The following is a 22,553-nucleotide window of genomic DNA, read 5'->3' as shown; positions in this document are numbered from 1 at the left end:
GACCCCACCCGACCGGAGAGCCTGCGCAGTGACCACCGTCGCCGTCCCTCAAGTGCCCGCCAGACTGGGCCGCTTCGTGCTGCGGATGTTCCGGCCGCACATCTACGTCACCTACGGACTGCTGTGGGTCCTCGCCCTGGAAGGTTCGGCGTCGGCCGCGACCGGCACGCCCTGGCGGCCGTCCGGCGCCACCTGGGTACGGGTCGTCAGCGTCGTGCTGACCCTGCTGTTCCTGCGGATGCTGGACGAGCAGAAGGACCTCGCCCACGACCGTGTCCACCACCCCGACCGGCCGCTCGTCACCGGCGCGATCACCGCGGCCGAACTGCGGGGCGCGATGGCGGTGATCGCCGTCGTGGTGACGGTCCTGAACGCGGCCACGTCCGCCACGGCCGCCCTGCTGATCCTCGCGGCCCTCGCCTACGGGCTGTTCCTCGCCGTACTGGAACGGCAGTCGCCCGCGGTACGCGACCGGCAGCTGCTCAACCTGGCGATCACCTACCCGGTGCAGGTGCTGCTCGGCGGCTACGTCTACGGGTCGCTCGTCGCCGCGGGGACCGTCACCGCGGACTGGCGCGGTGCCGCGCTGCTCGCCCTGTGCGCCGGTGTCTTCCTGCACTTCGAATTCGCCCGCAAGACGTCCTGGGAGGCGCCACCCGGTGCCCGCATGTACTCGGTGGACCTCGGCCCGCGCCGCAGTGCCCTCGTCACCGCGGGCTTCGCGGCCTGGGCGGTCGGCTTCCAGGTCCTGCTGTTCGCGCCGCAGGGCCCACTCCGGCTGCTGCCGTGCCTGGCCGCCGCCCTGCCCGCCTGGGGCACCCGGCGGTTCCTGGCCGCCGGCCGCGGCGGGTGGCCGGTACCGGTTGCCATGGGCTTCGTCGTGATCACCTACCTCGCGCTGGCCGTCGGGGCGGTGCTGCTGCCGTGACCGACGAACCTCCGCTGTCCTGCGAGGAGTTGCTGACCACCACGCGGTGCGTACGGCGTGGCCTGGACCTGGACCGGGCGGTGGACCCGGACATGGTGAAGGACTGTCTGCGCGTCGCACTGCAGGCCCCCAGCGGCAACAACCGGCAGAACTGGCGCTGGATCCTGCTCACCGACCCGCGGATCCGAGCGGACGTCGCCGAGGTGTACCGGGCCGCGTTCCACGACCGCAACGCCGCGAAACTGGAGCCCCTCGCGGAAGTGCCCGAGACGACGCGGTCCTTGATCACCGACGCCCGCGCGCTGGCCGACCGGCTGCACCGGGTGCCCGTCCTCGTGATCCCCTGCATCGAAGTGCCCGGCGGCCGGCTGCCGACGGGCAACCAGGCGGGCCTGTGGGCGTCGTTGCTGCCCGCCGCCTGGAACTACGCGCTGGCCGCCCGCAGCCGGGGTCTGGTCACCGCCTGGACGGCGGTCCACCTGGACCGCGAGCGGGAGGTCGCCGACCTGCTGGGTCTGCCGCCCACGGTCCGGCAGGGCGCGCTGCTGCCGACGGCCTACCCGCTGCGCGACACGTTCCGGCCGGGTCCACGGCTGCCGCTGGAGCAGGTCCTGCACCACGACGGCTGGCAGGGCGCCTGACGTACGAGATTCCACCTGGGCGTTGTCGAGGACCGGGACCGGGCTTCTCGCCGGACGGCAGTCGGGACGCAGGCATGTCGGCAGGGGCGTTCGGTTACCCGGGCTGGCCGTGTCCGGTGTTCGGCCTCCATGCAGCGATCAAGAGCGAGAGGAGGCCGGTCACGACGAGACTCCCGATCACGACCAGGCCCACGCCGACAGCGAAGAGCCCGCTGCTGTCGTCGGACCAGTCGACATAGGCGGCGACGGCCAGTCCGGTGGTGGTGCCGAGAACCGCGGCCGGGACGTACGAGCGGGAGGCGGCCCAGTACACGAGCGCCAACAGGGTCACCCCGAGCCCGATGACCTGCCATGCCTCATAGGGGCCGGTCGTCGAGCCGTCAGCATGCACGTCGCGCTGTTGGTCCCAGCCCAGCCAGCCGGCCCATGCCGCCGTCGTCAGCCCGGCCAGCACGAGCGCCGCCAGGACCTGAGGGAGAGGTTTCCGTACTTGTTTGCTCATGGCCCCAGTGTTCTGGAACCACCTGAACGCGCGTCAGAGCCCTGATACTCATCTCCACCTGAGTAGAAATGTCAGCCGGTACTCACGACGGGTTCTTCGGCGCTGAAGCCGTTGCGGCAGCGGGCGGCGGGCGTTCCTCGGACGGGAAGCCGTCGGCCCGCGCCGGATCAGCCGACCGTGGGGCTGGGTGTCGGGGAGGCGGTGTTCACGTTGAGGTCGGGCCGCGGGGCGAGGACGAGGACAGGGGAGCCCGGCTGCGGCGCGGGCGGGGTGACCTGGTCCTTGGGGAGCGTCGGCGGGGCGCTCTGCTGGGCGAGGACCTGGCCGAAGTTGATCGTGCCGGTCTTTTCCAGCACGGTGATGTGGTCGAGCACCGTGTCGTTGGCGAGGTTCGCGAGCTGGCGGACGAGAGAGTTCTCGGTGGTGGCGCGGACCTTGGCGATGGCCGGGAAGATCTGGCCGTGCGTGACACGCATGATGTTGGCGGCGGTCGTGTCGAACTGCTTGCCCGACTGAGCGGCCGAGGTCGCCACGAACTGCTGCTGTTGCGGCGTGGCCTGGTTGGGCAGCGTGATCCCCAGCTCCGGGGAGATCTTGCGGCACAGCTCGTCGAGGCGCGCGTGTCCCACGATCAGATGCTTGCCGGCCTCCCGCATCGCCGGTGTCGAGCCCTTCTTCAGAGCGATCTCGCCCAGGGGGTACTCCCACAGACCGGCCGAGCGGACCTTCACGACGAAGTCGCGGTCGGCCTCGGTGAGCGGGCCGTACCGGGTGTTGGCGATGATGCGGGTGGGTGCGCTGGACGTGGTCTGGACGCCGAGCATGGCGGGGTAGGCGAGCGCGGCGAGCGTCAGGGTCAACGCGCCGCCCACGAAAACCGTTCCTGCCAAGTTGCGTGAGACGGGCATGATGCCTCCTGACGTGACTATCGAATACGGCAGGAGATACGGACGAGACGAGTCTGTTGATCATTGCGCTGGGTAAAAACTGCATGCCGCGTGGTGTTCTGCGCCGCAAGCGGGCTGGTGCGGGGCGCGCCCGACGGCCATGACTCCGCGCACGCCCTTGCCCGTTGCGGGGATCACGTCTCCTGTCGAGCGTCGATCTCGGCGATGAGTGCCTCGATGCGGGTCTTGATCTCGTCCCGGATGGGGCGGACGGCGCCGACGCCCTTGCCCGCCGGGTCTTCGAGCGCCCAGTCGAGGTACTTCTTGCCGGGGAAGATCGGGCAGGCGTCGCCGCAGCCCATGGTGATGACGTAGTCGGACGCCTGGACGGCCTCGGTGGTGAGGATCTTCGGCTCGGCGTCGGCGATGTCGACGCCGACCTCCTTCATGGCCTCGACGGCGGCGGGGTTGACCTGGTCGCCCGGGATCGAGCCGGCGGAGCGGACCTCGATCCGGTCGCCCGCGAGGTGGTTCAGGAACCCGGCTGCCATCTGCGAGCGCCCGGCGTTGTGGACACAGACGAACAGCACGGAGGCGAGCGGGCTGGAGGACATCGGGTTCTTCCTTGGTGGGTGATCGAGCGGGTTGCGCGGGTTGCGCGGATCGTTTGGGGTGAGCTTCAGGGGCTCGGCCGGGGCCCCTTGCGGTTCGGATGCCCGCCACCGTCTCGATGTGGGTTCCGAGGTCGCTGCGGGCGGCTGGTGTCAAGAGTGATGTGACAGTATCAGTCCATGATGATGTCAGTCGACGCTGATCTGATGCGGGTGCTCGCCGACCCGCTCCGGCTCCGGATCGTCACCCTGCTCGCCAGGGAGACGCTCTGCAGCACTCACCTGATCGAGGAGACGGGCGCCGGTCAGACCAACCTCTCCAACCATCTGAAGGTGCTGCGCGAGGCGGGAGTGGTGGAGACCGAGCCATGCGGCCGGTTCACCTACTACCGGCTCAGGCCTGACGTCATCGCCTCCCTCGCGGGCCAGTTCGCCGACCTGGCGGAGACGGCGCGCGCCACCGCCGAGAACAACATCAAGCGGTCCTGTCCCTGATCCCCGCCTCCGCGGAGACCTGCATCGAGGAGCCCTGTTGACCGCCACCGAGGCCACCGAGTACGACCTTGCCGAGCCGGCTCCCAAGGTCTCCGCGGGTACCGTGCCGCAGCCCGCCCCGGGCGCCACTCCGTCCCAGGCGTCCCCGCTGATCGCCAAGGCGGCAGCCGAACTGGTCGGCACGGCGACCCTGGTCGCGGTCGTGGTCGGCTCCGGCATCCAGGCCACCGAACTGACGAAGGACGTCGGCCTGCAACTGCTGGCCAACTCCACCGCCACCGTCTTCGGTCTCGGTGTTCTGATCGCCCTGTTCGGCCCGGTGTCCGGCGCGCATTTCAACCCGGTGGTCACGCTGGCCGAGTGGTGGACCGCCCGCCGCGGCGGAGCGGGAGTCACCCTGCGTGAGACGGCGGCCTACATCCCCGCGCAGATCGTCGGTGCGATCGCGGGCGCCGTCCTGGCCGACGCGATGTTCGCCGAGCCGCTGGTGAAATGGTCGACGCACGACCGCTCGGCGGGCCATCTGTTGCTGGGTGAGGTCGTCGCGACGGCCGGGCTGATCCTGCTGATCTTCGGGCTGGCCCGCACCGACCGGCTGCGCTTCGCGCCCGTCGCGGTCGCCTCGTACATCGGCGCCGCCTACTGGTTCACGTCATCGACGTCCTTCGCCAACCCGGCGGTGACGATCGGCCGCGCGTTCACCGACTCCTTCGCGGGCATCGCGCCCGGCTCGGTCCCCGGGTTCATCGGCGTGCAGTTCGTCGGCGCCGCGGTGGGGCTGGCGCTGGTGGCGCTCATCTTCCTGCCTGGCCGGAGTGAAGGCGAGTAGCCCGTCGCGCGACGCTGCCGTGGGGCGACGCTGCTGTCGGGCGGGCCGCGCCGAACCGGCGGGCCGAGGGGTCATCCCCATGTCGCGAGCATCTGCCCCATCGCGGCCATCACCGCGGGCTCGACGCGGTAGTAGACCCAGGTCCCGCGCCGCTCGGAGGTCAGCAACCCGGCCTCCTTGAGCTTCTTCAGGTGGTGGGACACGGTCGGCTGGGACACGCCCACGTCGGAGATGTCGCACACGCACGCCTCGCCGCCCTCGTGCGAGGCGACCAGGGAGAAGAGACGCAGCCGGACAGGGTCACCGAGCGCCTTGAACATCGCGGCGGTCCGCTCCGCCTCATCTGCTGTCAGCGGCCGCTCGGTCAGCGGCGGGCAGCACGGAGCCTCGGCGACGGAGGCCTCCGGCTCCAGCAGCGGCAACACCTTTATGTTCGACATACGTCTATGTTGACACATGTCGAAGCAGAGGGACGGGTGTGCGCGAAGCGCGATCGGTTCCCGGTCGGGAAGCGGGCGCTTCTTGGCGCCCCTCTTCCTTCGTCGTCGTGCCGCGCTCTGTCCCGGAATGGAGCGCGGCCGGCGCGCCCGGCTGTCCCGGGCTGCCCCTGTCTGGAGTGCCGCGGGGCCGTCCGTGCGGGTTCGGCATCTGTCTATGTTGACACAAGACATTGACGAACGTCGAATCAAAAGAAGATCCCGTGAACGCGCCCACCACCGACCATCTGCCCGTCGTGGTCATCGGAGCCGGCCCGATCGGCCTGGCCGCCGCCGCTCACCTCGTCGCACGCGGCATCGAACCGCTGGTCCTGGAAGCGGGATCGTCAGCGGGAAGTGCTGTACGCGCGTGGTCGCACGTGCGGCTGTTCTCGCCTTGGGCCGAGGTCGTCGACTCCGCCGCCGAGAAGCTCCTCGCCCCGACGGGATGGGTCCGCCCCGACGGCGCCACCTGTGCGACCGGCGGCGACTGGGCCGAGCGCTACCTCCAGCCGCTCGCCGACCTCCTCGGCGACAAGGTCCGCTACGGCATCACGGTGACCGGGGTGGCACGACAGGGCCGCGACCGTATCGTCGACGCGGGCCGTGACGAGCAGCCCTTCACCGTCCACGTCCGGCACGCGGACGGCGGTGAAGGGCGGATCACCGCCGACGCGGTCAGCGAAGTTGACCCTGCCGGAGACGGGGGTATGCGGCGGCTCCGGCCTGTTCGACGGCGCGGGCACCACGCAGGACAGCGACGGCGGTGGCTGCTGCGCGGCCCCGGCCACCCGCGAGATCGGCATCGGTATCGGCTCTCCGGCCCCGTCCGGCGGTTGCTGACCCAACCACCCACCCACCCATCACCAGCAGGAGGCTCGCCATGTCCCGCGTACAGCTCGCCCTCCGCGTCCCCGACCTCGCAGCGTCCATCGCCTTCTACACCAAACTGTTCGGCACAGCGCCCGCCAAACTCCGCGACGGCTACGCCAACTTCGCCATTGCCGAGCCCCCGCTCAAGCTCGTCCTTGTCGAGGGCGCCGAGGGAGAGGGGACCCGCATGGACCACCTAGGCATCGAGGTCGACACGACCGAGGCCGTGCACGCGGCCACCGCCCGGCTCACCGACGTCGGGCTGGCCACCGTGGAGGAGAACGACACCACCTGCTGTTACGCCCTCCAGGACAAGGTCTGGGTCCGCGGTCCAGGGCAAGAACCCTGGGAGGTCTACGTCGTGAAGGCCGACGCGGGCACCCTGGCCAAGCAGCGGAGCAGCACCTGCTGCGCCGGGCACAGCGAGGGCGCCCAGGGAGAGTCGGCCGCCTCGGCGGCAAGCTGCTGCTGACCGCTGACCGCTGACCGCTGACCGCTGACCGCTGACCGCTGACCGCTGACCGCTGACCGCTGACCGCCGACGGTTGACGAACCGTCAGTGAGGCCGGCGGGCGTTGAGTCGGGCGGCCTGGCGCGTCAGGTGGTCGCGCTCGGGGAGGTTGGGTGCCTTTTGGGCCGCCTCGGCGTACAGCCGTGCCGCCGTCGCCAGGTCGCCGTCACGTTCGTGGAGGTACGCCGCCACCGCGGTGTGGCGAGGCAGGGAGTCCTTCAGCGCCGCGAGCGCCGCCAGACCGGCGCGCGGTCCGTCGGCCTCGCCGACGGCCACCGCGCGGTTGAGCCGCACGACCGGGCTGTCGGTCAGGCGCGTGAGCTCGTCGTACCACTCGACGATCTGCACCCAGTCGGTCTCCCCGGCGGTGGGCGCGTCGGCGTGAAGGGCCGCGATGGCGGCCTGGGCCTGGAACTCACCCAGCCGGTCGCGGGCGAGGGCGGTCTGAAGGATGGTGACGCCCTCGGCGATCGATGCGGTGTCCCACCGTTCGCGGTCCTGCTCGGCCAGCGACACCAGACCGCCGTCGGGCGCGGTCCGGGTGGCGCGCCGGGCGTGGTGCAGCAGCATGAGGGCGAGCAACCCCGCCACCTCGGGGTGATCGATGGCGGCCGCGAGCTGCCGGGTGAGCCGGATGGCCTCGGCGGCGAGGTCGACGTCGCCGGAGTATCCCTCGTTGAAGACCAGGTAGAGGACGCGCAGCACGGTGGCGACATCGCCGGGCTGGTCCAACCGCACGCCGGAGACGGTGCGCTTGGCCCGGCTGATGCGCTGGGCCATGGTCGCCTCGGGCACCAGGTAGGCCCGGGCGATCTGGCGGGTGGTCAGCCCGCCGACGGCGCGCAGCGTGAGCGCGACCGCGGACGAGGGCGTCAGCGACGGGTGGGCGCACAGGAAGTAGAGCCGGAGCGTGTCGTCCACCGCGGGCGCGGGCCCGGGCGCCGGCTCCTCCTCGACGAGGTCCTCACGCCGGCGGCGGGCAGTGTCCGCCCGGGTCGCGTCGAGGAACTTGCGCCAGGCCACGGTGACGAGCCAGCCCTTCGGATCCCGCGGCCGATCGGCCGGCCAGACGCGGACCGCTTCGACCAGCGCGTCCTGCACGGCGTCCTCGGCCGCCGCGAAGTCGGCTCCGCGGCGGACGAGGATGCCGAGCACACTCGGCGTGAGGCTCCGGAGCAGAACCTCGTTCATCTGAGAGGTCACTCCGTGATGGTGGGCGACACGCCGTAGAACGGGCGCAGCTCGAGCCACTCGTGGATGGGCTTGCCGCCCGCACCGGGGGCGGCCGACAGCTCCCCGGCCAACTCGACCGCGCGCTCGTAGGTGTCGACGTCGATCACCATCCAGCCGGCGATGACGTCCTTGGTCTCGGCGAACGGTCCGTCGGTGACCGGCGGGCGACCCTCGCCGTCGTACCGGACGAACGTCCCCTCGGGGGCCAGCGCCTGGCTGTCGACGAACTCGCCGGTCTTCTCGAGCCGGGCCGCGAAGTCGTTCATGTACTGCAGGTGGGCCGAGATCTCCTCCGGCGTCCACTGGTCCATCGGCGCGTCGTTGACCGAAGCCGGAGCGCCGCGGTAGTGCTTGAGCAACAGGTACTTGGCCATCGTGCTTCTCCTCGGTGCTGGTGCGGCCCATTCTGGCCGCTTTCACTTCGGGGACGGAGCCAGCCACGGGTTTTCGACATCACTGTCCGACCGTTTTGGGCGCATCCGATTTCCTGCCACTTGGGGGCTTTCGCGGAGCGGCAGGGTGAGGCCGTCGACATCTTCTCCATCAATCGATTGATCAGCGGCCTTCGGCGGCGTAATCTCCCCGCCATGTCCGAGTCGCCGCCCGCCTCCCCGACCCCCGATCCACCGCCCGCCGATGCCAGTCGTGAACGCATCATCGCGGCCGCCACCTCCCTCTTCGCCGACAACGGCTACGACGGCACCAGCACCCGCCGGATCGCCGCCGAGGCGGGGCTGAACATGGCCACCGTCGCCTACCACGTCGGCGGGAAGCCGGACCTCTACCGCGAGGTCATGCTGCGCGCCCACCTCGCCGAGCAGCGCGTGCTGACGGACGCGCTGGTCGCGTTCCGGGCGCTCGCGCCCACCGATCCGGTCGCGGCCGTCACCGGACTGGTCGACCGGTACCTCGACTTCTGTCTCGACCAGCCCCACATCCCGGCCCTCTGGATGCGCCGCTGGCTCTCGGACGCGGCCGAGTTCGCGGATCTGGAGGCCACCTACGCGCGGCCGCTGATCGAGTCCGTCCGTGACACGGTGCGCGAGGTCGTCCCGGCCGCACAGCCCGCCGGGACCGCCGCGCCCGCCGACATCGAGATGACCGTCTGGACGGTGCTCTGGAACACCCACGGCTTCTGCCGCTCGGGCATCCGCGCCGAGGTCCCGCGCTTCCGCGCGCACCTGCGTGCCCTCGTGCTGCGTGATCTCGGGCTCGGCGCCCGCGAACCAGGCGACCAGGGGCACGGATGACGACCGCCGTGCTCCCCGGGAGCTCCGCCCCCGAACTCACCCGCCGCCGCCTCTTCGTCTACGGCCTCGGCTCGGTCGGCACCGGCGTGTTCTCCACCGTCCCCGGCCTGCTGCTCCTCTACTTCATGACCGACGCGCTGGGCGTCCCCGCCGGTATCGCCGGACTCGTGGTCACTCTGCCCAAGGCCTGGGACGCCGTGTTCAACCCGCTGGTCGGTGCCGCCAGCGACCGCGAGGCCGTCCGCACCGGCCGACGTACGCGGCTGCTCGTCGCGGGCGCGCTCGCCCTGCCGGCCGCGTTCGCGGCGATGTTCCTGTCACCGATGACCGGCACCGGTGCGGTCGTCTGGGTGACCGTCACCTTCGTCCTGGCCGCGAGCGCCTTCTCGCTGTTCCAGGTTCCGTACGTCGCCCTGCCCGCCGAGATGTCCTCCGTCCCGGCCGTCCGCACGCGGATCATGGTCTGGCGGATCGTCTTCCTGACCCTGGGCATCCTCGTCGCGGGCGGCGCGGCCCCCGCCGTGGTCACCGCCGCGGGCGGCGGCCGGACGGGATACGGAGCGATGGGGCTGACCGTGGGCCTCGTCATCGCGGCCGTCCTGCTGGTGCCCGCCCTCGGTACCCGCTGGGTGCGCTCCCACCCCGGACCCGAACCCCTCGGCCTCGTCGCGGCCTTCCGTACCGCACGCGGCAACCGCGCGTTCTTCGCGCTGCTGGCCTCCTTCGTGCTGCAGGCCGCCGCCGTCGCGATCATGCTCGCCGCCGCACCCTACGTCGCCACCTACCGCCTCGGCGGCTACGGCCTGACCTCGGTGCTCTTCGTCTGCCTGGTCGCACCGAGCGCGGTCGCCGTTCCCCTGTGGGGCAAGGCCGCCGGACGCTGGGGGCGGCTGCGCTGCCTCACGGTCGCGACCTGCGGTTACGCCGTCGGCGCCGCGGCCCTGTTCCCGGCCGCCGGAAGCGGCAGCGACACCGGCGCGGTCGTCGCGACGCTCGCGCTCTGCGGGCTGCTCGGCATCTGCTACGCGGCCCTGCAGGTCCTCCCGCTCTCCCTGCTGCCCGACACGGTGCACGCCGACACGGCCAGGACCGGCCACGCCCAGTCCGGCGCCTTCACCGGACTGTGGACGGCCGGCGAGACCGTCGGCCTCGCGGCCGGGCCCGGCGCGTACGCGATCGCCCTGACAGCCACCGGCTTCGTCTCCTCGACCCTGGACCATCCGGTCGCTCAGACCGCCACCGCGCGAACCGGCATCCTGCTGGGCTTCAGCCTCATCCCCGCCCTGCTCATGCTGCTCTCCCTGCCCGCCCTGCGCGCCTACGGCCGCCGCCGTGACCGGCAAGAAACGGAATCCATCTGATGACGACTCCTCAGCAGGCCCCCGCCCGGGCCGCCCACCCCGGCCTCCCCGAGACCGGCCGCACCGGCGCCGACCTCCTCGCCGAACTCGCCGTCCTCACCGCCGCGGACCTGCCGACCCGGGGCGGGCACACCACCGCCTACGTCTACGACAGCGGCCGTCCCGAAGTACGCGAAGCCGCCGAGCGGGCCTACCTGACCATGATGGAGGTCAACGGCCTGGACCCGACCGCGTTCCCCAGCATCGTCGCCCTGGAACGCCAGGTCGTCGGCGCGACCGCCGTCCGCCTCGGCGGCGACGACACCACCCCGGGCATCTTCACCAGCGGCGGAACCGAGTCGATCATCCTGGCGGTGAAGGCCGCCCGGGACGCCCGCCCGGACGTCCTCGCCCCCGAGATCGTCGTCCCCGTCACCGCCCACGCCGCCTTCCACAAGGCCGGCAGCTACCTGCGGGTCACCGTGCGCAGCGCACCCGTGGACCCCGTGACCTACCGGGCCGACCCCGCGGCCGTAGCGGCGCTCTGCAACGAGAACACCGTTCTCGTCGTCGCCTCCGCCCCGTCCTACGCCCACGGCGTCATCGACCCGATCGCCGAGATAGCGGCCGACGCCGCCGCCCGCGGCATCCCCTGCCACGTCGACGCCTGTGTCGGCGGATGGCTGCTGCCCTGGCTCGCCGAGGCCGGCGCGCCCGTCCCGGCCTTCGACCTCTCCGTCCCCGGCGTCACCTCCCTCTCCTGCGACCTGCACAAGTTCGGCTACGCCCCCAAGGGCGCCTCCGTGCTGCTGTTCCGCGACGAGGCCCTGCGTCTGAACGCCTACTACGCCTGCGCCACCTGGCCCGGCTACAGCGTCGTCAACTCCACCATCCAGAGCAGCAAGGGAGCCGGACCCCTGGCAGGGGCGTGGGCCACGCTGCAGGCACTCGGCGCCGACGGCTACCGCGAACTCGGCCGCGCCGCCCTGTCCGCCACCCGCAGACTGATCACCGGCGTCGAGGGCATCGACGGCCTCACCGTCCTCGGCACCCCCGAAGCCACGCTCGTCGCCATCGGTACCGACCCGACCGCCGAGACCCCGCTCGACCTCTTCGCCCTCGCCGACGAGACCCGCGCCCGGGGCTTCTTCCTCCAGCCCCAACTCAGCCTCGACGGCCTCCCGGCCAACCTGCACCTGACCCTCACCGGGGTCAGCGAGCACGGCGTCGAGAGCCTGCTCGCGGTCCTGCGCGAATGCGTCGACGTCGTCCGTCCGCTCGGCCCTCCGACGCCCCCTGCGGACATCGTCGACCTGCTCCAGCAGGTGGACCTCACCGAACTCGACAACGCGTCCTTCGCGGCGCTGCTCCCCGCCGCGGGTGTGGACCTGACCGGCGACAACGCGGCCCGCATGGCCCCGGTCAACCGCCTCTTGGACGCCCTCCCGGCGGCGACCCGAGAGATCATCGTCACCCGCTTCCTGTCCGCGCTCTACAGCCCGTACCTGGGAGGCTCTGCGCGGCCCTGACTCCGGTGCGCCGGATCATGAGGACCAGATCGGGTCGTCCGGTGCCGGTCGCCCGGAGAAGCGCTGAAGCGGATCCCCGGCGAGCGAGAGCCGCTGCCGCGCGGTGACGATGAAGTCGTTCTGCGCCGATTCCACGCGTGCGCGAAGAGCGAACCAGTTCTCCCCGGGCGGCAGGCCTCGCTTGACCATGGTGTGAAGACGCCATATCTGCTCGTCCAGGGCGTGCGCGGCTTCCGCGATGTCCTTGTCGGCGACGAGGTTGACCATGCTCACCGCCTCGTTCCACGGCCGCCAGTCAATGGTCGTAGGGATGACGACACCTTGAGGAACGGAGTCGGAGCGACTGGCCTCCATCTCGCTGAGACCCACGAGTACACCGGATGACTCACGGAGTACGCGCGCGCAGGTCGCCGTCACTTGGTCCCGGACCCAGTGCCTGTCCTGCGCCCTCCGGCTGACCGTACTTCCCGCGAAGACCCCGATCAGCGTCGTCGCGACCGCTCCGACAGGGGCGGCGAGCAAGCTCCACAGCGCAGACATGGATCCAGTGTGAAGCGGTGAGGCGCTGTCCGGGTTCGAATCCCGGAGGATCGTCCTGCCTGGCTCTGTCGGGCTGGACCGTCGGGCTCACCGGGCCATGCGATGCTTTCGGCCACCGCGGCGGAAGCGCATGCCGGCGTAGGCGAGATCGGCGAGCAGGACGAGGCAGCCGATGATCAGCAGGAAGAACAGTCCGTGCGCGGCGAACCCGATGATGCCCAGGACGAGGGCTACAAGGAGCAGGAACAGAAAAAGGCTCATCGGTTCTCCCGGCGGCTTCGGCGGATCAGCGACGGGCGAGGCGGCGCTCGCCCTTGACGCCCGTCATGTAGTCGAGTTCGTAGTGCGCGAACACTCCTGGTTCCTCCTCGGCGGGCAGCACGCCGTCCGTGTCGATGGAGGGGGCCTTCTTCACCAGATTCTTGTCGTGAACGACCTTCAGGTAGCCCGGCCCGACGGTCGCGCCGTCAAGAGGCACGAACACCAGGCGACGGCGCGTGGGCAGGCCCACGGTCACCGTCGCGAAGGACGGACTGTCGGTCGCCGTGTCGACGTAGACGGATTCGAGAACGCCGATCTTGTGGCCACCGGGGTCCACCACGTCGTGACCACGCCATTCGCGGATGTCACCTGCCTCGAACATCATGAACCTCCACAGTGGGGGAGTACCCCCGATCGCGGACCTGATGCCCGGCCACTTGCGTCGCCCCGCCGGGAAGCACCGCGCGGCGTGCTGAGACGGCGGTACGAAGCGGCCTGCGGCCGGGGGCTCGGTACATCTATGGCGCGGCCCGGGCCTGCTCGAACCATTCCCCGGGATCAGTGCCTCGCGGTGCTGCCGCGTGCAGCGATCGGAGGCGTAAGGGGCCGGGTAACGGAACCGGTCCGGAGGTAGGCGACCAACTCGGCTTCTTGGGGACGGGGTTCGGGGGTGGCGGCGTCGTGGATGCTCGGCGCATGGTCGTAGTCGGCGGAGAGTTCGCGGAATTGGCCCACGCATGCGTTCGGCACCGTTCGGCGGTCTGTCGGCGCCGGTGCGGGGCGATGCCTGGCAGCGCGGGTGCCGGAAAGGGCGTTGTCATCGGTGTGTTGGGCCCGGTGACGGTCTCCACGCCCGACGCGACAGGCCCCCTGGGGCGCGGGAGAGCTTCGACGGCCTGTGCGAGGAGGTCGGCCGGCGGGCTCTGGCCCGCCTTCAACGCGTCCGCGTAGGCCGTCGCGTCACGGATGCTGAGGCCGCCGACTCGTCGACGCAGCAGGCGCAGGGCGTGAACTCTGCCCTGCGTGTCGGCGATCGAGCGCACTTCGTCGTGCAGCGCGTCGACCGGGCCCGGCAGGTACTGCCCTTTCACGCGGGTGAGGTAGTCGTTCTCCCAGGCCCCGGTGACGGCGTTCACCACCGGGACGCGGTGCAGGCTGCCGTCCTCCTTGTCCACCAGGTAGGGGCCGTTGCCCACCAAGGCGTGTCGATGGTCCGGCGTGCGCAGGTAGTCCTCGGACTGCCAGGAGACCATCCAGCCCAGCGCGTGCTCCATGACCCGGGACACCGCCACACGGACGGAAGTGCCGTAGGTCGCAAGCTCCGCGTGGTAGTCACGCTCCAACTGTGCCTCGACCAGCAGGACGGCGAACTCGCGGGTGATCATCCGGCCAGCATCAGCCATGCCGCCCGGTCCTACCAGCGAATTTCGCCGCTCGCACATCAACGGCCCGCAGGAACTGGGCTGGTGAAGGCCTGCCGGGTGTGGACCAGCAACTCGCGCACGGCGGGGCTGCTCGTGCTCTTCCAGACCAGGGCGAGCAGCGCCGGCGTTTCGGCGTCGTCGATGGTGCGGGCGGTGAGCCGGTCGCGGTAGCTCGCGGCCATGGAGTCGCTGAGGATGGCGGCGCCGAGCCCACGGGCGGCGAGGCCGGCGATGGCGTCCGCGGCGCCGGCCTGCAACGCGATCACGGGGTGGAGGTCCTGCGCGGCGCAGGCGCGGTCCCATGCTGAGCGCAGCCCGGTGCCGCGCGGCATGCACACGATCGGATGGGCGACCACGTCGCGGAGAGCGACCCGCCGCTGTTTCGCCAAAGGGTGGTCGGCCGGGACCGCCACGACGAGCCGCTCGCTCAGGATGGTGAGCGACTCCAGCCCTTCCGGGTCGGCGGTCACGGTCCCGATGAGAGCCACGTCGACGGCGCCGGCGCGTACCTCCTCGACGAGCCGGTCGGAGTTGTCCTCCAGCAGCGAGAGCTCCACACCGGGATGTGCCTGGTGGAACGCGGCGAGGGCGTCGAACAGCGGCGCGAGGGTGCAGCCCATGACCATCCCGATCGTGAGCCGACCGCGGATCAGGTGGGAGACCTCGTCCACGGCCTGGCCCACGGCCCCGGCCGCGGCCAGCGCGGCGCGGGCGGGTTCGAGCGCGGCCTTGCCCGCTGCCGTGAGGGTGGCGGTGCGCGCTGACCGGTCGAACAGATCGGCACCGAGTTCCCGCTCCAGCCGCCGGATCTGAGCGCTGACACCGGGCTGGCTGATGTGGACTCGCTCGGCCGCCCGGGTGAAGCTCCGCTCCTCGGCGACCGCGACGAAGTACTCCAACTGCCTCAGTTCCATAACTGTCGATTCTAGCTTTCAGTGAATCCATCTATTGGACTTCTGATCGGCGGGCTACCACGCTGGGAACCACGACCACGCTCGGAAGCACCGAAGCCCGACGGCAGGAGGTACCCATGCCGGAGTACGAGAAGGCCATGCGACCCGAAGACATCACGCGCTTGTTCGTCGAACGGTCCAACGCCGGTGACGCGGCCGGAGTCGCCGCCCTCTACGAAGAGGACGCGGTGATGGCCTACCCGCCCGGTGACCGGACGGTGGGCCGGGAGGCTATCCGAGCTCTGTGGGAAAAGGTGCTGGCCAACCGGCCCCGCTTCGAGCCGGAACAACCGCTGCCGACACTGATCAGTGACGGCATCGCCCTCACCTCGACCCCGCCGAAGGACGGGGCCGGCGCCCGGGCGCAGGTCGTCCGGCGCCAGCCCGACGGCAGCTGGCTGCGCCTGCTCGACCAGCCCGAGTTCGTCGCGCCCGTCCGCTGAGCCCGTCGGTGGCGTCCCGCTCGCACCACGCTGCCCACCACCGGAACCGGCCTGCGTCGTCCATCCGGTGGAGGCATGACGCCGTCACACCGCGCCGCGGGTTCCCCGCAGTTCGCGTCCGGTGACCATCTCGGATGCGATCCGCAAGAACACGGCGTTCCGCAAGGGCATCCAAGAAGTGAGGCCGACCTGCGCCAGCCCTCCCGGCCGGCGGGGTCCGTCACGACGGTGGCCCGTCCGGTGACGACCACGCTCCAGCCGGACCGGGTCGCCGCATCGAACTCGTCCGCCTCGAAGGCGACCACGACGCCGTCGATGGCGCGGACGAGATCCGAGTCCGCCGAGGTGAGCAGCAGGACGGAGTCATCCCTGCGGCGTGCCGGGAAGCCGGACCGTGACGAGGAGACCCCCGCCGTGGCGGGCGACGAGGTCGAGGGTTCCGTCGTGGGCGCGGACGATGCTCTGCACGATGGCCAGGCCGAGCCCGACGCCCGCGTGCTCGTCGGTGTGTACGCGTTCCGATCCGCGCTGGAAGGGTTCGGTGAGGGTCGGTACCAGTTCCGGTGGGAGCGGACGGCCCGTGTTCTCGACCCTCAGCACGCTCGTGTCGCCGTGCACCTCGGTGTGGACCGTCACGGTGCCGCCGGCGGGGAGGTTGTGGACGATGGCGTTCTGGACGAGGTTCGTCATCATCCGCAGCAGGAGCTCCGCGGAGCCGCTGGTCCGGGCCGCCCCGCCGGTGACGTCGAGCGTGATCCGACGCTGTTCGGCGAGGGGAAGCAGCGTTTCGGCGGCTTCCTCGGCGAGGAGGGAGAGGTCGACGCTGTCGCGGGTGAGGATTCCGCGGTCGCCGCGGCTGAGCAGCAGGAGGGCCTCGGTGAGGTCGATCGCCCGCGTGTTGACAGCGTGCAGGCGTTCGACGAGTTCGTCCCGGTCGCGCGTGGGGTCCTTGCGGGCGACGTCGAGGAGCGTCCGCGAGATCGCCAGCGGGGTGCGCAGTTCGTGGGAGGCGTTCGCGGCGAACCTCCGCTGCTCGGCGACGTGGGACTCGAGCTGTTCGAGCATCGAGTCGAACGCGTCGGAGAGTTCACGGAATTCGTCCTGACGGCCCTTCATGCGGATCCGGTGGGACAGCGATCCGTTCCCGGCCATCCGTGCCGCGTCCGTGATCTGGGTGAGGGGTGCGAGCATCCGGCCGGCGAGGATCCATCCCCCCAGGAGGCCGAACATGAGGAGGAAGGCGAGCGCTGTGGCCGCGGCGGGGGCGAAGCCGCGCAGGAGGTCGGCGCGACTGGGCCCGACGATGATCACGGCTCCGAACCTCTTCTGGAGGGATCTGGGGTCGTTGGTCGGTAGCCAGCGCAGAGCGAATACCCACACGACAGCCAGCAGGAGCGTGCCGGCGACGAAGAGGAATCCGGCATAGCTGAGGGTGAGCTTCAACCGGGCGCTGCGCCCCGGGCGCCTATTCATCGGCGCCGCCGGGGTGGGTGCTGTCCACGCCGGTGTCGATCCGGTAGCCGACGCCGGGCACCGTGACGATGATCCATGGTTCGCCGAGCCGTTTGCGCAGCGCGGAGACGGTGATGCGCACGGCGTTGGTGAGGGGGTCGGCGTTCTCGTCCCAGGCCCGTTCCAGCAGCTCTTCGGCGCTGACGACCCCGCCCTCTGCGGCGACGAGGACTTCAAGGACGGCGAACTGCTTACGCGTCAGCGCGACATAGCGTCCGTCGCGGAAGACCTCCCGGCGGAAGGGGTCGAGCCGCAGGCCCGCGATCTCGCGGACCGGGGGCCGGGTGTACGCGCGCCTGCGGTCGAGCGCCCTCAGCCGCAGGACGAGCTCCCGCAGCTCGAACGGTTTGGTGAGGTAGTCGTCGGCGCCGAGACCGAACCCCGAAGCCTTGTCGTCGATCCGGTCGGCAGCGGTGAGCATGAGGATCGGGATGCCGCTGCCGGAGGCGACGATGCGCCGGGCGACCTCGTCCCCGGAGGGGCCGGGGATGTCGCGGTCGAGAACCGCGAGGTCGTAGGAGTTGACGCTGAGCAGTTCCAGGGCGGAGTCGCCGTCGCCGGCGATGTCGGCGGCGATCGCCTCCAGCCGCAGACCGTCACGGACGGCCTCGGCCAGGTAGGGCTCGTCCTCCACGATCAGTACGCGCATGTCCCAAGCCTAAGCAGCACGTCATATCGCCGACGTATGCAACGACGGGTGCACACCGGAGACGCGATTCAGCTCGCCGGCGCCGGCACGGGGCGAGGCCGGTCCGACGGCGCTTGCGCCGCGGTGCGCCACCAGCGGCGCGACGCCAGTGCGGCCAGCACGGCGCCGGTGGCGTTGACCAGTACGTCGTCCACGGAGGACACCCGGTCCAGCCGCAGGACGTACTGTGCGGTTTCCACCAGGACCGAGCAGCCCGCCCCGAGGGCCAGGATCCGCGGCACGGACGCCAGCGTCGCGAACCGCATCGGGGCGAAGAACCCCAGCGACGCGAAGACCAGCAGGTTGCCGACGATCCCGAGCGTCCCCATCGTGACCAGGTCCCGCAGCGGTACCAGGCTCACCCGGGCCGGGACGACCCCGGCCCCGCCGCCCGGCATCATGGTCAGCCAGAGGAACGGCACCGTCCCGTGGACCATGCCCACCTCGGCCAGCGACATCCGCCACGCCGATGTGACGCCGACGGCACGCCGACGACGCGCCAGAGCCCACGCCACCAGCGCGGCCAACGGCAGCGCGACCAACGTCATGAGCACCACACCATTGAACGTATCGAAGCAGCCGTGCCACCGCCCGGCCATGCACATCGGAGCGGACATCATGAGCGGCCGCCGCACGACGAACGCGGCGCTCGCCAACCCGAGGATCGCCAGGCCGAGAAGCACGATCCGGCCCATGCGGCGGTGCGGTGCCGACGGGGATACGTTGTGGTCCATGCCCTCATTGGAGACGGAGGGCCGTTGCGACGGCGTATGCGATTTTCGATACGCCAGCGATACACGAGACCCCCCGGTATCAAGGAACCGGCGCGAGCCGGCGGTGAGATGGTCCCGCCGGGCGCCCAGGCCACGCCCTCGACCGGATCAGGCCCCAGGGCCGGGAAGACCCACGCCCCGCGAGGCCGTTGCCCGCAGTTCTCTGACCAAGGCGCGTACGACTGCCGATCCGGCCAGTTCCGAGGTGGTGACGTAGCCGACCTGGCGGGTCGGGCGGTCGGGCCCGAGACCGGTGATGCCGACCGAGTCCGGTGCTCCGGCCAGGGAGAGTGCGGGCACGATCGCCATTCCGTGGCCTCCGCTCACCAAGGAGAGCACCGCTCCGTCGTCCTCGGCCTCGATGGTCGCCGTGGGGATCCAGTCCTGAGCGGACCACCAGGCGCGGGTGTACGAGCCGCAGTTCTCGGCCCAGTCGACCAACGGCAGCGAGCGCGGGGTGGCGTGGCCCGCCGCGTGCACCAGGACGTACGGCTCCGCGAAGAGTTCGCTCGCGATCAGACCGGGCGGAAAGGGAGCGGCGCCGCCCAGTGTGGCGATGCCTATGTCGGCCTTCCCGTCGGCCACTTCGCCCGCCGTGCCGCGCCCCACCTCGCGTACGATCCGCACCTGCGGCTCGATCCCGGGGTGCCGGGAGCGCAGCCGCCGCAGAACCGGCGGCAGCAGGTGGAGAGCAGCGCTGCGGAAAGCAGCGATCCGCAGGGGGCCCTCCGCGGCATCGGGCCGGGCCGCGCCACGTGCCTCGGCCGTCAGGACGTCGAGGAGGCGGAGGACGCGGCGGGCGTGCGCGACGGCCTTGTCCCCGGCCGGGGTGGCGCGGGCGCCGGTGCGGCCACGGTCGAAGAGGACGGCACCGATCTTGCGCTCGCTGCCGCGAACCGAGTGGGAGACCGCGGACTGGGTCAGACCGAGTGTGCCGGCCGCGGCGGAGAAGCCGCCGGTGTCCGCGACCGCCACCAGGACGCGTAGTTCGTGCGGGGCGAGATCGGAGTCGATCGTGCGGGCCACGGGGCGCTCACCTCAACGTATGAGAACTGCTCATGGAACGGTGTGTCGCATGAGCCCAACCGCCTGCCCGGGCACGGCATTCCCGCCCTACGGTCCGGACATGAACGAGACCGCGCTCACCGTCCACCAGACCGCCCGCCCGCACGGCTTTCCCACTGCCGAACACTTCGCCCTCGTCGAGTCCACGCCGCCCGAACCCGCCGCCGGCAGCGCGCTCGTGGAGAACCTCTACTGGTCCGTCGACCCCTACCACCGCGAGATGATGGACGACGTGCCCGGCGGCTTCGCGCTCGACGCACCGCTGGAAGGCCGCACCATCGGCCGGGTGGTCGCCTCACGCACGCCTGGACTGGCCGAGGGCGAGATCGTGTTCCACCGGAAGGGCTGGCGGACCCACTCGGTGGCCACGCCTCAGGAGATCCGGCGGCTGCCCCGCTTCGAGGGGGTGCCCCTGACCGCGTACCTGAGCACCCTCGGAGGCACCGGCCTGACCGCCTATGTGGGGCTGACCCGGATCGCCCGGCTCCAGGAGGGGGAGGACCTGTTCGTGTCGGCCGCCGCGGGCGGGGTCGGCACGGCGACCGGGCGCTTCGCCCGACTCCTCGGCGCCGGACGGCTGGTGGGCAGCGCGGGCTCCGCGGCGAAGGCCGACCACCTCACGCGAGAGGTGGGCTACGACGCCGTCTTCGACTACCACGACGGACCCGCCGCCGACCTGCTCGGCAAGGCCGCGCCGGGCGGCGTCGACGTGTTCGTCGACAATGTCGGCGGCGAGCAACTGGCCGCGGCGATGGGGGCGCTGCGCACGTTCGGGCGCATCGTGCGCGTCGGCACGATCAGCCAGTACAACACCCCCGACGCACCGGCGCCCCGCTTCAACTACGCGGACATCGTGGAGAAGAGCCTCCGCATGGAAGGCTTCCTGGTCAGCAACTACCTTGACCTGCAGGAGGAGTTGTACGACTTCGCCGTACCGCATCTGCAGAGCGGACGACTCGCACTGGACGAGACGGTGGTCGACGGATTCGAGGGCATCGTTCACGCTTTTCTCGGCATGCTGCGCGGCGAGAACACCGGCAAGATCATCGTGCGCGACCGCACGCGATCCCGTCCGTGAACCGACACTCGGACTCGGGTGTCACGAGGGCCCCGAGGCAGGGTCGAGCCCCCTGCCGCAATTCCTTCCGCGACCACGTGCCCGGGCAGGCGATCGGGCCGGCAGCTGGGGGTGCCATGCTCAACGGACCTCCGACACCGACGCGTTCACGGGGTGGCGGCCTTGCGTTCGTCCTCCGTCAGCGGTGGGGCTACCAGGGAAGGCCTCTTCCGGCCGAGATAGACCAGGGCGAGCATGTCGGGCATGAGCAGTCGGGCAGGCGGACTCTCCATGCTCATCACGTCCAGGAGTATGCGCAGGGCATAGGGGTTGCGGGAGCCGGCGTCGACGGCCTTGTCGACGAACGCAGCGAGGGCCTTCTCGAGGCGGGTGGGAGGCTGGTCACTGGCACCCGGGTAGAACACGTCCTGGCCGACGGCCAGGCTCCAGGCGTTCTCGACCGGGCGTGCCGCAGCCCTCTGGATGCGCCGGGCTGTACCGGGTGCGTGGACGTCGTGCCGCTGCAGGATGTGGCGCAGGGCGATGACGCTCTGCGCCGCGGCGCTCAGCCCGTGGCCGTAGACGGGGTTGTAGCCGGCCAGGGCGTCGCCGAGCACGGCGAAGCCGTCCGGCCAGCGGACGGCTTTCTCGTAGTAGCGCCGCTTATTGGCTGTGCTGTGTGTGGTGACGACGTCGGTTTCCGGTTCGGCGCCCGCGAGCAGCTCTCCGATGACGGGGTGAGGCAGGCTGAGGGCGAAGGAGAGGAACGCGTCGTTGTCGCTGCTGGGCTGCCCGCCGCGGGTTCCGGAGAGCGTCACGAGCCATCGGCCGCCTTCGACGGGGGTGATGATGCCACCCCGGCCGGGAACTCGGCGGGGATCGGCCTGGACATTGACGATGGGGAAGCCTTCCGCCGTGCTGCCGGGTGCGCGGTATATCCGGCTGGCGTAGCCGATGCCGGCGTCGACGGTGCGCTCGCGGATCGGCGGAAGCCCGAGATCCTGTAGCCAGGCGGGGGCACGGCTGGCGCGGCCGCTGGCGTCGATCACCATGTCGGCCGGGATGGATTGTTCGGATCGATCCGCGCGGATCCTGACACCGGTCACGCGGTCCCCGTCACCCTGCAGGGCAAGCAGTTCGGACCGCTGCAGGAGGGTGATGCGCTCGTCCTGCAGAACCTTGTCGCGGATCACGGCGTCGAGGAGGTCGCGGCTGCACAGAAGGCTGGTGTGGCGGGCGTGGTTGAACCTGCGGAACCATTGGCCGGACGGGGCCTTGGACACCAAGTCGGTCATGATGCGCGGTGTGTGGGCACCGCGGGCGACAAGCTGCTCGATGATGCCGGGCAAGAGGTCGTCGAGGGCCTTCACGCCGCCGGACCACAGCACATGAGCGTGCCGAGCCTGCGGCAGTCCCTTGCGGGGTTGTGCGCCCTCGGGCAGCACATCGCGCTCGATGATCCGAACGTCCGCGAAGTCGGCGAGCACGGTCGCGGCCAGCATGCCCGTCATCCCCCCTCCGATGACCACCGCGGTGCGGCGGGAGGCAGTTCCGGCAGACGACGACATGAGGTGCACTCTTTTCTTTCGCAGGGAGGGAACAGAGGTCGGACGTCGCCCAGCAGTACAGTGCTGCGCATCACCGGCGACCGGGTCGCTCGAAGTGGCTGACTGGTCGGCAGGCAGCCGGCCCACCGCCTGGGGCGGGACGCCGGGAGCGGCGCAGCCGGGCC

27 protein-coding genes and 2 pseudogenes are annotated in these 22,553 nt (G+C 71.0%); 12 read left to right on the top strand and 17 right to left on the bottom strand.

The window, feature by feature from the left end; genetic code table 11:
* Positions 1 to 28: 28 nt before the first annotated feature.
* Together ACFWBT_RS07410 and ACFWBT_RS07405 are read left to right on the top strand one after the other, a co-directional pair.
* Entirely contained in the window at positions 29 to 928 is a 900-nt protein-coding gene (locus tag ACFWBT_RS07410) for a hypothetical protein (RefSeq protein ID WP_385697038.1), read from the top strand.
* Positions 925 to 1,569 (top strand): nitroreductase family protein, encoded by a 645-nt coding sequence (locus ACFWBT_RS07405; RefSeq protein WP_385697036.1) that lies wholly within the window; start codon positions 925 to 927, stop codon positions 1,567 to 1,569. Before ACFWBT_RS07410 ends, ACFWBT_RS07405 begins: the two co-directional genes overlap by 4 nt.
* Before the next feature lie 94 nt (positions 1,570 to 1,663).
* Here the strand turns inward: ACFWBT_RS07405 and ACFWBT_RS07400 are convergent, their stop codons facing one another.
* From ACFWBT_RS07400 to ACFWBT_RS07390, 3 genes are all read right to left on the bottom strand, one after another.
* Entirely contained in the window at positions 1,664 to 2,071 is a 408-nt protein-coding gene (locus ACFWBT_RS07400; protein WP_385697034.1) for a hypothetical protein, read from the bottom strand.
* A 167-nt stretch (positions 2,072 to 2,238) separates the two neighbouring features.
* Entirely contained in the window at positions 2,239 to 2,979 is a 741-nt protein-coding gene (locus tag ACFWBT_RS07395) for a DUF4142 domain-containing protein (RefSeq protein ID WP_385697033.1), read from the bottom strand.
* 173 nt (positions 2,980 to 3,152) lie between these two features.
* The gene (locus ACFWBT_RS07390) at positions 3,153 to 3,572 is read right to left on the bottom strand and encodes an arsenate reductase ArsC (protein ID WP_385697032.1); all 420 of its coding nucleotides are present in this window, start codon (positions 3,570 to 3,572) and stop codon (positions 3,153 to 3,155) included.
* 177 nt (positions 3,573 to 3,749) lie between these two features.
* On the opposite strand from ACFWBT_RS07390, the gene ACFWBT_RS07385 reads away from it, so the two are divergent.
* Together ACFWBT_RS07385 and ACFWBT_RS07380 are read left to right on the top strand one after the other, a co-directional pair.
* Positions 3,750 to 4,064 (top strand): ArsR/SmtB family transcription factor, encoded by a 315-nt coding sequence (locus ACFWBT_RS07385; protein WP_385697030.1) that lies wholly within the window; start codon positions 3,750 to 3,752, stop codon positions 4,062 to 4,064.
* A gap of 37 nt (positions 4,065 to 4,101) precedes the next feature.
* The gene (locus ACFWBT_RS07380) at positions 4,102 to 4,893 is read left to right on the top strand and encodes an aquaporin (RefSeq protein ID WP_385697028.1); all 792 of its coding nucleotides are present in this window, start codon (positions 4,102 to 4,104) and stop codon (positions 4,891 to 4,893) included.
* Positions 4,894 to 4,964: 71 nt separating this feature from the next.
* Here the strand turns inward: ACFWBT_RS07380 and ACFWBT_RS07375 are convergent, their stop codons facing one another.
* Entirely contained in the window at positions 4,965 to 5,333 is a 369-nt protein-coding gene (locus ACFWBT_RS07375; protein WP_385697027.1) for an ArsR/SmtB family transcription factor, read from the bottom strand.
* 260 nt (positions 5,334 to 5,593) lie between these two features.
* Between ACFWBT_RS07375 and ACFWBT_RS07370 the strand changes: the two are divergent.
* The 3 genes and pseudogenes from ACFWBT_RS07370 to ACFWBT_RS07360 all read left to right on the top strand — a co-directional run.
* Positions 5,594 to 6,070, top strand: a pseudogene (locus ACFWBT_RS07370) (NAD(P)-binding domain-containing protein); the annotation flags it as partial.
* A complete protein-coding gene (locus ACFWBT_RS07365) occupies positions 6,057 to 6,212 on the top strand; it encodes a hypothetical protein (RefSeq protein ID WP_385697063.1) in 156 nt (51 codons plus the stop codon). The pseudogene ACFWBT_RS07370 and the gene ACFWBT_RS07365, both read left to right, overlap by 14 nt.
* A gap of 40 nt (positions 6,213 to 6,252) precedes the next feature.
* A complete protein-coding gene (locus ACFWBT_RS07360; RefSeq protein WP_385697025.1) occupies positions 6,253 to 6,714 on the top strand; it encodes an ArsI/CadI family heavy metal resistance metalloenzyme in 462 nt (153 codons plus the stop codon).
* A gap of 84 nt (positions 6,715 to 6,798) precedes the next feature.
* Here ACFWBT_RS07360 and ACFWBT_RS07355 read toward each other — a convergent pair whose 3' ends face one another.
* Positions 6,799 to 7,944: an RNA polymerase sigma factor gene (locus ACFWBT_RS07355; protein WP_385697061.1), complete on the bottom strand. Its 1,146-nt coding sequence runs from the start codon at positions 7,942 to 7,944 to the stop codon at positions 6,799 to 6,801.
* Between the two features lie 8 nt (positions 7,945 to 7,952).
* The gene (locus ACFWBT_RS07350; protein ID WP_385697023.1) at positions 7,953 to 8,360 is read right to left on the bottom strand and encodes a YciI family protein; all 408 of its coding nucleotides are present in this window, start codon (positions 8,358 to 8,360) and stop codon (positions 7,953 to 7,955) included.
* Positions 8,361 to 8,573: 213 nt separating this feature from the next.
* On the opposite strand from ACFWBT_RS07350, the gene ACFWBT_RS07345 reads away from it, so the two are divergent.
* Genes ACFWBT_RS07345 through ACFWBT_RS07335 form a run of 3 tightly spaced genes read left to right on the top strand, consistent with a single transcriptional unit; the run spans position 8,574 to position 12,105 of the window.
* Positions 8,574 to 9,236 (top strand): TetR/AcrR family transcriptional regulator, encoded by a 663-nt coding sequence (locus tag ACFWBT_RS07345; protein WP_385697021.1) that lies wholly within the window; start codon positions 8,574 to 8,576, stop codon positions 9,234 to 9,236.
* Positions 9,233 to 10,597 carry an MFS transporter gene (locus ACFWBT_RS07340; RefSeq protein ID WP_385697020.1) on the top strand — a complete coding sequence of 455 codons (1,365 nt, stop codon included), beginning with the start codon at positions 9,233 to 9,235 and terminating at the stop codon, positions 10,595 to 10,597. The genes ACFWBT_RS07345 and ACFWBT_RS07340 overlap by 4 nt, the downstream gene beginning before the upstream one ends.
* Entirely contained in the window at positions 10,597 to 12,105 is a 1,509-nt protein-coding gene (locus ACFWBT_RS07335) for a pyridoxal phosphate-dependent decarboxylase family protein (protein ID WP_385697018.1), read from the top strand. The genes ACFWBT_RS07340 and ACFWBT_RS07335 overlap by 1 nt, the downstream gene beginning before the upstream one ends.
* Before the next feature lie 15 nt (positions 12,106 to 12,120).
* Here ACFWBT_RS07335 and ACFWBT_RS07330 read toward each other — a convergent pair whose 3' ends face one another.
* From ACFWBT_RS07330 to ACFWBT_RS07310, 5 genes are all read right to left on the bottom strand, one after another.
* Complete coding sequence (locus ACFWBT_RS07330) at positions 12,121 to 12,645, bottom strand: hypothetical protein (protein ID WP_385697016.1); 525 nt, start codon at positions 12,643 to 12,645, stop codon at positions 12,121 to 12,123.
* 87 nt (positions 12,646 to 12,732) lie between these two features.
* Positions 12,733 to 12,906, bottom strand: coding sequence for a hypothetical protein (locus ACFWBT_RS07325; RefSeq protein WP_266754609.1), 174 nt, complete (start codon positions 12,904 to 12,906; stop codon positions 12,733 to 12,735).
* Between the two features lie 25 nt (positions 12,907 to 12,931).
* On the bottom strand, positions 12,932 to 13,288 hold the full coding sequence (locus tag ACFWBT_RS07320) for a PRC-barrel domain-containing protein (protein WP_266765515.1): 357 nt from the start codon (positions 13,286 to 13,288) through the stop codon (positions 12,932 to 12,934).
* A 136-nt stretch (positions 13,289 to 13,424) separates the two neighbouring features.
* Positions 13,425 to 14,309 carry a YrhB domain-containing protein gene (locus tag ACFWBT_RS07315; RefSeq protein ID WP_385697015.1) on the bottom strand — a complete coding sequence of 295 codons (885 nt, stop codon included), beginning with the start codon at positions 14,307 to 14,309 and terminating at the stop codon, positions 13,425 to 13,427.
* Positions 14,310 to 14,347: 38 nt separating this feature from the next.
* On the bottom strand, positions 14,348 to 15,244 hold the full coding sequence (locus tag ACFWBT_RS07310) for a LysR family transcriptional regulator (protein WP_385697013.1): 897 nt from the start codon (positions 15,242 to 15,244) through the stop codon (positions 14,348 to 14,350).
* Positions 15,245 to 15,360: 116 nt separating this feature from the next.
* Between ACFWBT_RS07310 and ACFWBT_RS07305 the strand changes: the two genes are divergently transcribed.
* Positions 15,361 to 15,726 carry a YybH family protein gene (locus ACFWBT_RS07305; RefSeq protein ID WP_385697012.1) on the top strand — a complete coding sequence of 122 codons (366 nt, stop codon included), beginning with the start codon at positions 15,361 to 15,363 and terminating at the stop codon, positions 15,724 to 15,726.
* An 84-nt stretch (positions 15,727 to 15,810) separates the two neighbouring features.
* Here the strand turns inward: ACFWBT_RS07305 and ACFWBT_RS07300 are convergent.
* The 5 genes and pseudogenes from ACFWBT_RS07300 to ACFWBT_RS07280 all read right to left on the bottom strand — a co-directional run.
* A pseudogene (locus tag ACFWBT_RS07300) lies at positions 15,811 to 16,094 on the bottom strand (pyridoxamine 5'-phosphate oxidase family protein); the annotation flags it as partial.
* Positions 16,090 to 17,199 carry a sensor histidine kinase gene (locus tag ACFWBT_RS07295; protein WP_385697011.1) on the bottom strand — a complete coding sequence of 370 codons (1,110 nt, stop codon included), beginning with the start codon at positions 17,197 to 17,199 and terminating at the stop codon, positions 16,090 to 16,092. The pseudogene ACFWBT_RS07300 and the gene ACFWBT_RS07295, both read right to left, overlap by 5 nt.
* The gene (locus tag ACFWBT_RS07290; protein WP_385697010.1) at positions 17,192 to 17,887 is read right to left on the bottom strand and encodes a response regulator transcription factor; all 696 of its coding nucleotides are present in this window, start codon (positions 17,885 to 17,887) and stop codon (positions 17,192 to 17,194) included. Before ACFWBT_RS07290 ends, ACFWBT_RS07295 begins: the two co-directional genes overlap by 8 nt.
* Positions 17,888 to 17,955: 68 nt before the next feature.
* Positions 17,956 to 18,660 (bottom strand): VanZ family protein, encoded by a 705-nt coding sequence (locus tag ACFWBT_RS07285; RefSeq protein WP_385697008.1) that lies wholly within the window; start codon positions 18,658 to 18,660, stop codon positions 17,956 to 17,958.
* A 147-nt stretch (positions 18,661 to 18,807) separates the two neighbouring features.
* Positions 18,808 to 19,725 carry a LysR family transcriptional regulator gene (locus ACFWBT_RS07280; RefSeq protein WP_385697006.1) on the bottom strand — a complete coding sequence of 306 codons (918 nt, stop codon included), beginning with the start codon at positions 19,723 to 19,725 and terminating at the stop codon, positions 18,808 to 18,810.
* A gap of 100 nt (positions 19,726 to 19,825) precedes the next feature.
* Between ACFWBT_RS07280 and ACFWBT_RS07275 the strand changes: the two genes are divergently transcribed.
* Positions 19,826 to 20,842: an NADP-dependent oxidoreductase gene (locus ACFWBT_RS07275; protein ID WP_385697004.1), complete on the top strand. Its 1,017-nt coding sequence runs from the start codon at positions 19,826 to 19,828 to the stop codon at positions 20,840 to 20,842.
* Positions 20,843 to 20,988: 146 nt separating this feature from the next.
* On the opposite strand, the gene ACFWBT_RS07270 is transcribed toward ACFWBT_RS07275, so the two are convergent.
* On the bottom strand, positions 20,989 to 22,389 hold the full coding sequence (locus ACFWBT_RS07270) for an FAD-dependent oxidoreductase (protein WP_385697002.1): 1,401 nt from the start codon (positions 22,387 to 22,389) through the stop codon (positions 20,989 to 20,991).
* Positions 22,390 to 22,553 lie beyond the last annotated feature (164 nt).

The organism is Streptomyces sp. NPDC060027, assembly GCF_042737005.1.
Classification (GTDB): Bacteria; Actinomycetota; Actinomycetes; order Streptomycetales; family Streptomycetaceae; genus Streptomyces.
Note: the sequence above shows the minus strand (reverse complement) of the source record. Positions and strands in the feature narration are given on the sequence as shown.

Bases quoted from the DNA above. Each gene is read 5' to 3' on its own strand.
- ACFWBT_RS07295 (WP_385697011.1), bottom strand. From the start codon at position 17,199: ATGAATAGGCGCCCGGGGCGCAGCGCCCGGTTGAAGCTCACCCTCAGC.
- ACFWBT_RS07320 (WP_266765515.1), bottom strand. From the start codon at position 13,288: ATGTTCGAGGCAGGTGACATCCGCGAATGGCGTGGTCACGACGTGGTG.
- ACFWBT_RS07325 (WP_266754609.1), bottom strand. From the start codon at position 12,906: ATGAGCCTTTTTCTGTTCCTGCTCCTTGTAGCCCTCGTCCTGGGCATC.
- ACFWBT_RS07375 (WP_385697027.1), bottom strand. From the start codon at position 5,333: ATGTCGAACATAAAGGTGTTGCCGCTGCTGGAGCCGGAGGCCTCCGTC.
- ACFWBT_RS07350 (WP_385697023.1), bottom strand. From the start codon at position 8,360: ATGGCCAAGTACCTGTTGCTCAAGCACTACCGCGGCGCTCCGGCTTCG.
- ACFWBT_RS07270 (WP_385697002.1), bottom strand. From the start codon at position 22,389: ATGTCGTCGTCTGCCGGAACTGCCTCCCGCCGCACCGCGGTGGTCATC.
- ACFWBT_RS07275 (WP_385697004.1), top strand. From the start codon at position 19,826: ATGAACGAGACCGCGCTCACCGTCCACCAGACCGCCCGCCCGCACGGC.
- ACFWBT_RS07355 (WP_385697061.1), bottom strand. From the start codon at position 7,944: ATGAACGAGGTTCTGCTCCGGAGCCTCACGCCGAGTGTGCTCGGCATC.
- ACFWBT_RS07330 (WP_385697016.1), bottom strand. From the start codon at position 12,645: ATGTCTGCGCTGTGGAGCTTGCTCGCCGCCCCTGTCGGAGCGGTCGCG.
- ACFWBT_RS07395 (WP_385697033.1), bottom strand. From the start codon at position 2,979: ATGCCCGTCTCACGCAACTTGGCAGGAACGGTTTTCGTGGGCGGCGCG.
- ACFWBT_RS07390 (WP_385697032.1), bottom strand. From the start codon at position 3,572: ATGTCCTCCAGCCCGCTCGCCTCCGTGCTGTTCGTCTGTGTCCACAAC.
- ACFWBT_RS07305 (WP_385697012.1), top strand. From the start codon at position 15,361: ATGCCGGAGTACGAGAAGGCCATGCGACCCGAAGACATCACGCGCTTG.
- ACFWBT_RS07360 (WP_385697025.1), top strand. From the start codon at position 6,253: ATGTCCCGCGTACAGCTCGCCCTCCGCGTCCCCGACCTCGCAGCGTCC.
- ACFWBT_RS07340 (WP_385697020.1), top strand. From the start codon at position 9,233: ATGACGACCGCCGTGCTCCCCGGGAGCTCCGCCCCCGAACTCACCCGC.
- ACFWBT_RS07315 (WP_385697015.1), bottom strand. From the start codon at position 14,309: ATGGCTGATGCTGGCCGGATGATCACCCGCGAGTTCGCCGTCCTGCTG.
- ACFWBT_RS07335 (WP_385697018.1), top strand. From the start codon at position 10,597: ATGACGACTCCTCAGCAGGCCCCCGCCCGGGCCGCCCACCCCGGCCTC.
- ACFWBT_RS07400 (WP_385697034.1), bottom strand. From the start codon at position 2,071: ATGAGCAAACAAGTACGGAAACCTCTCCCTCAGGTCCTGGCGGCGCTC.
- ACFWBT_RS07385 (WP_385697030.1), top strand. From the start codon at position 3,750: ATGATGATGTCAGTCGACGCTGATCTGATGCGGGTGCTCGCCGACCCG.
- ACFWBT_RS07345 (WP_385697021.1), top strand. From the start codon at position 8,574: ATGTCCGAGTCGCCGCCCGCCTCCCCGACCCCCGATCCACCGCCCGCC.
- ACFWBT_RS07285 (WP_385697008.1), bottom strand. From the start codon at position 18,660: ATGGACCACAACGTATCCCCGTCGGCACCGCACCGCCGCATGGGCCGG.
- ACFWBT_RS07290 (WP_385697010.1), bottom strand. From the start codon at position 17,887: ATGCGCGTACTGATCGTGGAGGACGAGCCCTACCTGGCCGAGGCCGTC.
- ACFWBT_RS07310 (WP_385697013.1), bottom strand. From the start codon at position 15,244: ATGGAACTGAGGCAGTTGGAGTACTTCGTCGCGGTCGCCGAGGAGCGG.